Annotated in this window: 7 protein-coding genes; 4 read left to right on the plus strand and 3 right to left on the minus strand. The window is 53.7% G+C overall.

Going from position 1 to position 5757, the window contains the following annotated elements; translation table 11 throughout:
- The coding region (locus KBY58_RS12715; protein ID WP_255004685.1) for a hypothetical protein at positions 1-515 on the plus strand (515 nt) is incomplete at its 5' end.
- A gap of 55 nt (positions 516-570) precedes the next feature.
- The gene (locus KBY58_RS12720) at positions 571-990 is read left to right on the plus strand and encodes a hypothetical protein (RefSeq protein ID WP_255004686.1); all 420 of its coding nucleotides are present in this window, start codon (positions 571-573) and stop codon (positions 988-990) included.
- A 30-nt stretch (positions 991-1020) separates the two neighbouring features.
- Here KBY58_RS12720 and KBY58_RS12725 read toward each other — a convergent pair whose 3' ends face one another.
- A complete protein-coding gene (locus KBY58_RS12725; protein ID WP_255004687.1) occupies positions 1021-2217 on the minus strand; it encodes a S1C family serine protease in 1197 nt (398 codons plus the stop codon).
- 203 nt (positions 2218-2420) lie between these two features.
- Positions 2421-2666, minus strand: a complete 246-nt coding sequence (locus tag KBY58_RS12730; RefSeq protein ID WP_255004162.1) for a GlsB/YeaQ/YmgE family stress response membrane protein — start codon at positions 2664-2666, stop codon at positions 2421-2423.
- Between the two features lie 369 nt (positions 2667-3035).
- Here KBY58_RS12730 and KBY58_RS12735 point away from each other — a divergent pair, with 369 nt between their 5' ends.
- A complete protein-coding gene (locus tag KBY58_RS12735; RefSeq protein ID WP_255004688.1) occupies positions 3036-3695 on the plus strand; it encodes a GIY-YIG nuclease family protein in 660 nt (219 codons plus the stop codon).
- A 58-nt stretch (positions 3696-3753) separates the two neighbouring features.
- On the opposite strand, the gene KBY58_RS12740 is transcribed toward KBY58_RS12735, so the two are convergent.
- Positions 3754-4614 (minus strand): S1C family serine protease, encoded by an 861-nt coding sequence (locus tag KBY58_RS12740; protein WP_255004690.1) that lies wholly within the window; start codon positions 4612-4614, stop codon positions 3754-3756.
- A gap of 420 nt (positions 4615-5034) precedes the next feature.
- Here KBY58_RS12740 and KBY58_RS12745 point away from each other — a divergent pair, with 420 nt between their 5' ends.
- Positions 5035-5619 carry a hypothetical protein gene (locus tag KBY58_RS12745; protein ID WP_255004692.1) on the plus strand — a complete coding sequence of 195 codons (585 nt, stop codon included), beginning with the start codon at positions 5035-5037 and terminating at the stop codon, positions 5617-5619.
- Positions 5620-5757: the final 138 nt, after the last annotated feature.

The following is a 5757-nucleotide window of genomic DNA, read 5'->3' on the forward strand; positions in this document are numbered from 1 at the left end:
GCTTCTACGGAACCCTGCAGGCAAAGGTTGAACTACCAAAGCCCATCGCCAATCTCAAGGCAGCCATGGCGATCTCGTCTGAACGCCTTGGCTATGTCTCCGTTCAGAGCCTTGGCGAAGCGATGCAACCAACCCGGGATGCCCTGGCCCTCGTTAATGATCCAGGAAATCCCTACGTCCTAAATGCAAGGAAGGCCCTCGTGCTCTCAGCTGCCTGGGCCAACACCCGGCGATTGATGATTGATGCCGAGGTGCGCACCGATAAAGCCTGGGGCACGATTCTCGTCCCATGCACTGCAACCAACAACCTGATTGAAGCCTTCAATCGAGAAGCTGGTTACAGGGCTGTCGACTGGAGCTTTCAAAAAGGGAGGTTTGGAATTGATACCTGCAAGTACCAAGGCGGTTTCATCGAAGACGCAATGCTTGCCGCTGTTCGGAGTGCCCTCGTAAGCAATCCGACACCCTCTGGCCCCTATGGGTTCTCCTTCGACACCAAATCGTTCTTGAAGTAAGTGCCCCTCTTCCTGCCTGGCGCAAAAGACCTCTAAGCACCCAACACCACGACCAATGAAACGCTCCCTGGCTCTCGCTGCCGCCGCCGCTGCGCTTGCCTTCACTGCAGCACCAACCCTGGCTGAAAGCTGGAAGATTCGTCTCTCCGGCCAAGGCGATGTCTTCGTCTCCGGCGGAAGCAACACCTATGTAGTAGCCAAGACTGAGCCGGGCAACGTCCTGGCCGTCTATCACACCACCCTTAAGTCGAACTACTGGACTGGCGCCGGGGTCTGGTACGACCATGAGCCAACAGCTAGCCGTGCTTGCCCTGTCGCTCAGCCCGAAGGTTGGGGCGATCCACAAGGCTGCATCGCAGGGGTAAAAGGCCGAATCCAACTGCCTGCAGGCGCAAACCCAACTGACTACACAATCGACATCAAATGGGTTGAAAATGGCGCCGAACAAAGCACAAAGTTTCGGCTAGCTAGCTAGCATTCCTACCGCACCACCCAGTCGGGCCGGCTACTTATCAGATTTAGGCTTTGCCTTTCCCAAGGGATTGCCACATTCACTGAGCTTGGTGGCTCCAGCTTGATCTTTCGGACCAATGCCAAGACTATCCAGTGCTTCGGTCATGGGAATGGCGAAAGCAATGCTTTCAACTCCAATCCCACCCATTTTTGCCGTGGCAATACCAAGAACCTCTCCGCTGTAATTCAATACAGGCCCCCCACTATTGCCCTTGTTGATTGCGGCATCTGTAATAATCAAAGTATTCATTCCTGATCCAGCTATACCGCTAATTATTCCGCGTGTGACAGTCGTTCCCACTCCAAGCGGTGTGCCAATGGCAACTATGCTCTCTCCTATTTGCGGCCTGCTTCCATAGCAAAAAGCAAAAGCTGAAATACCCATAGGTGGTGCTTCAATGGCAATCAGCGCAGTGTCCAACTGTCCCGAGCGTCCAATCACCTTGCCAGTGTATGTATTCCCATTCGAGAAAGTGATACCTGCAGTTTCGTTACTTCCGACCACGTGATTGTTTGTCATGACAAGCATTGAATCCCCCTTCCTCTGCCCATCTCTAATAACGAAGCCGGAACCTTGGTACCTTCCTGCAGTGATTTTCACTGTTTGAGGTATCACATCTGCAACCAGCACCTTGAGATCATTTTCTCGACTTTTGGCTATATTTCTTTTGAGAGTAATGCCAGCCGGCAAGACTTCGTTTCCATATTTTTGGAGCTTATCTCCTGCCAAGCGATCATAGATTTCTTTGGCCTCGCTTTCGCTGTAACCATATGCGAATAGGAATGGCCTTCCTTTGCTATCTTCTCCGGCACCATATCCCTTGCTGTTTGTAGCGGCATCAAAACTAAAATCAGCGCTTGTTCCGTCAGTGCAAGAGGCGCTGCCTGTTCCCCAGCCCTTATAGCCACGCCTTTTATATTCAAATGCACCTGTGCATTTGGTATCATTTTGAGTGCTCTGAAACTCAATGCTACCCCTTCCATCTAGGTATCCAGTGGCGGAGCCACGTAGTATCTCGCTATTCCCAGAAAATACTATTAAAGGGACAGTAAGCGAGCAACTCGATAGCATTGACAATGCTGCTATCGAGAGCGGGATTAACAAAGTCTGCTTGGCCGACATGGTAGCTATTTTGTTGAACAGAACAGGGTGAAGTTCGACGGAAAATTTGATTTCAATACTAGGCACCTATCTCAGCTTGCCAGCCAGATGCCATAAGCAGCAATTGAGAGGTACTAGGTCGCTATGGGCCTCGAGCATTGGCCTACAGCCGATTTAGTTTTCATTCCTGTCAAGGCCATTGATTACATCGCCCAAAGAAGCGACTGCCTCCAGTCGGCACTCTGCATCCTTGGCAATGGCTTGGATTTTCTCTTCAAGGCTCATGGCAATCAGGCCCGCTTCAGGACGCGCAGAACAACCAGCAACAGGATCGCACCGAGCGTGGCGACCACAATGCTGCCCAAGAGGCCGCCACCAATTAGCCCGCCGAGCCCTCCAAACAACAGGCCTCCGATCAGGGCACCGATAATCCCGACCACCAGGTCACCGATCAGGCCAAAACCACCACCCTTCACCAACACGCCAGCCAACCAGCCAGCGACTACTCCAACAAAGAGGAAAAAGAGGACATTCATCGGAGCGATTTGCGATCTACCGCAGGAATATGCCCTGCACGCTAGGCGCACCTCCAGACTCAGACAGCCGGCCCTACACAAAAGCGATCAAAGGCAGCACTCGAAATGCTGATTTGGCCAATAAACTGCCCGCTTGAGGCGCCGCAGAAGAACTGAAATTCACCCCCTAATTCACCTCCGGGGGTGATACCAGAGCTGCTCCAACCTTGAAATAGTGAAGAAGGCCCGAGGGCGACCGCCCATACGAACTTAAAGCTCGGCCCACTTCCCTTCATCGAGATTCCAAAAATGACAAGACGGTATAGAAATACGCGAAGCAGCTCAATCAACAACTGTGGTCTCAGCCAGGGCCGCTGCGCTCTTTACATTGTGCTTGACAGGAAAAGCCTTGACGTCAAAATCGGAATAAGCAAGCACCCCGAAAAGAGGCTAGGTCAAATAGCAACTACTTACAATGTTGGCAGAGTTGAGCTTCTCAAGACTACTTGGTTTCTTTCCAGAGAAGATGCTCAGCGATGGGAGGCAAACTTTCACAATAGATACGCACTAAAGCTTTCCCCGGCAAGAGGAGGGCGTGAATGGTTCAAACTAACAAAGGCTGAAATTACATTTTTCATTGACTGGATGGAGCGCAGCACAGACAAAAGAGCCTTCAAGGCCTTCATGGTTAAAACCAAAGTCTGGAAATGCACCGAGGAGCTTAATAGCCAACGCCGAAATGCATTTTGGGCCGGTTCTTTGCTGTCGCTGATGACTGGCTGTATTCCTGCCGCCACCTATGCACTCACAAATCAACCGATAACTGCTCTTGCCGCTTCTGGTGGCATTGGATTAATTTGCTCTGCCAGAACCAAAAAAGACAAAGAAATATCCAGAACATACGACGAGAATGGGCGGCCGATTCCACCCGAGCTTCCAGAAAGAGAACTTCGAATAATGGGCCTATGGAAAGAGGAACTTATTACAATTCCGGATTACACAATTAATCAAGGAGAGGGTCTGCCAGATTCATTCCCAGTTGCGGCATAACCTGAGCCAGATCTCCATCGCAATTTCACTTGACCAAAATCATCTCAACTACATCAACTCAGTCCCTATAGCGGAAGGCAAATACTCCGCCCTCAAGCCTCACCCGAATATCACCGTCTTTGTCTTCTGTCCACTGGCCTTCATAGCGGGTGCCATTCAGTAGCACTTCGGCACTCTTGTCCTGCCAAAGCACCACAGAGCGGCTGAGCCCCCCAGGCTCAACCACATCAAACACCGTATGTCCATTGGCGTTTTTGCGGGAGGTCACAGCACAGCGAAAACCCTTCAAGTTTTCTGCCTCCTGGTGCATCTGGAACCAACAGGTCGCACCGTTAGCTGAACCCGTACCAGGATTGGATGGATTAAAGGGCTCTTGAGGCTGGGGGCTGGCTGAGGCAGTGGTGCGCGCTACAGGGTTGGCTAGAAAAGCCTGAATTACCGAGGACGCCACCGCGAAGTTCAGGCCCTCGCTACCAGCGAGCTTGAACGTGACAACTCCCACTACACATCCAGTGCGATCGAGAACCGGCCCGCCGGAATTGCCAGGATTGATCGGCGCATCTATCTGGAGAATTTCGGCATCGTCATGAAGGCTGCTGACCACTCCACGGGTCAGGCTGAATTCCAGCCCCTCAGGGGCACCAATTGCAACGATGTCGGCGCCCACGTTTGGCTTGGCAACCTTCAGTTCCAGCGCCTTACCCCGCACACCCTTCACCTCAAGTAAAGCGAGATCACTTCGAGGAGATGATCCCCCCGCATCACTGACCACAGCGGCAGTGTCCTGGCCGCCATCCGCCCACTTGACGGTGACTGAGCTATTGCCGTCCAATACATGCGAATTGGTGATCAGAAGGGTATTGCCGTCTTGGTGGCTAACGACGAAAGCACTGCCTCCGCTGCGATCCGTACTGACCACAGCAACACCACGTTTGGCACTGCTAAACAGAGCTTCCGACGAAAGGCTCTGGTTGCTGCATGGAGGTGCCTCAGGCACCGGGATACGAGCTTGGGGCTGACAGCCCGCACTCATCAGCCCTGCAATCACCGCAAGGCCAAGCCAATTCTCATGTCGCCGCTGAGCCACAGCTGGGCACCAGATTTCCCCTATCTAAACAGTTAGGCGATCGCTAAAGCCCTCTAACCAAAAGGGGGGCAACAGCGTCCATGGCACAAACAGCAGCATCAAATAACACCTCAATTTCAGCCTTGCCCTCGGCCCTGGCTTGTTGTGACAGGCCCCATCCGCGGGCATGCTTGTAACCCCAGCACACCAAACTTGCCCCAAAACGTCCAATCCCCGGAGTGCCTCCACAAGATCGGGGGAGCGCAGTTGTTCATGGCACCCGCCTGGACGCCCGATCAGAAGGGGGTCAAGGTCCAGATCGTGGATGTGTTTGCCCTCCGTCTAGCCACTGGCTATGAGAAAGACCCAGCGGGTCGACTACTGCTCCAATCAGAGGAGTCGGTAGCCCAGGGCCGGACCTGGTCTCTAGCGAAGGCCTGCCAGCTTGTTCGCAACGACGCCGCACCTCATCGCTGGGTCGTCTTGCATCGCCACAAGAAAGCATGGGGGTTGTTCTGGGCTGGCGGCGGCTTGGATCTCTGTAGAGACGAGCTTGGCAAGCAGGCCGGAACGGAGACGGCCGGGGCACTTGTTCCAGCCACGCCAGAGGCACTGCTGAGGCTGGTATTGGCGATGGAAGATCCGGAGGAAGCCGCAGTCCTGCAGGCCCGTGCCATCAAGACCAAGGGCAAGGGCCAGGGCAAATCAATAGCCGCCCAAATAGGTTTTCCCTGGAGAGCTGTTGCGATCACATCCCTGGCTTGGCTTGTCGTTCTTACGGGCATCAGCTCCTATGCCGTATTTCAGTTGCAGCAGCAGTCAGAGCTCATAAAGCAGCTGATTAGGGAGGGGAAGTAAGGGCCAACGCTGCACCATGGCGGCACCGCACCGCGGCGGCACTGGCAGCAGCGTCAAAGGCCACGGCCCGCCAGAATCAGCACACCACGTCGGTTCACGCCAGATGTCTGACCACAGCCCCCGCGAAATGATCCGGGC

The sequence above is a fragment of the Cyanobium sp. HWJ4-Hawea genome, from assembly GCF_024345815.1.
Classification (GTDB): domain Bacteria; phylum Cyanobacteriota; class Cyanobacteriia; order PCC-6307; family Cyanobiaceae; genus Cyanobium_A.

Coding starts and splice junctions, on each gene's coding strand:
- KBY58_RS12720 (WP_255004686.1), top strand. CDS start 571: ATGAAACGCTCCCTGGCTCTCGCTGCCGCCGCCGCTGCGCTTGCCTTC.
- KBY58_RS12730 (WP_255004162.1), bottom strand. CDS start 2,666: ATGAATGTCCTCTTTTTCCTCTTTGTTGGAGTAGTCGCTGGCTGGTTG.
- KBY58_RS12745 (WP_255004692.1), top strand. CDS start 5,035: ATGGCACCCGCCTGGACGCCCGATCAGAAGGGGGTCAAGGTCCAGATC.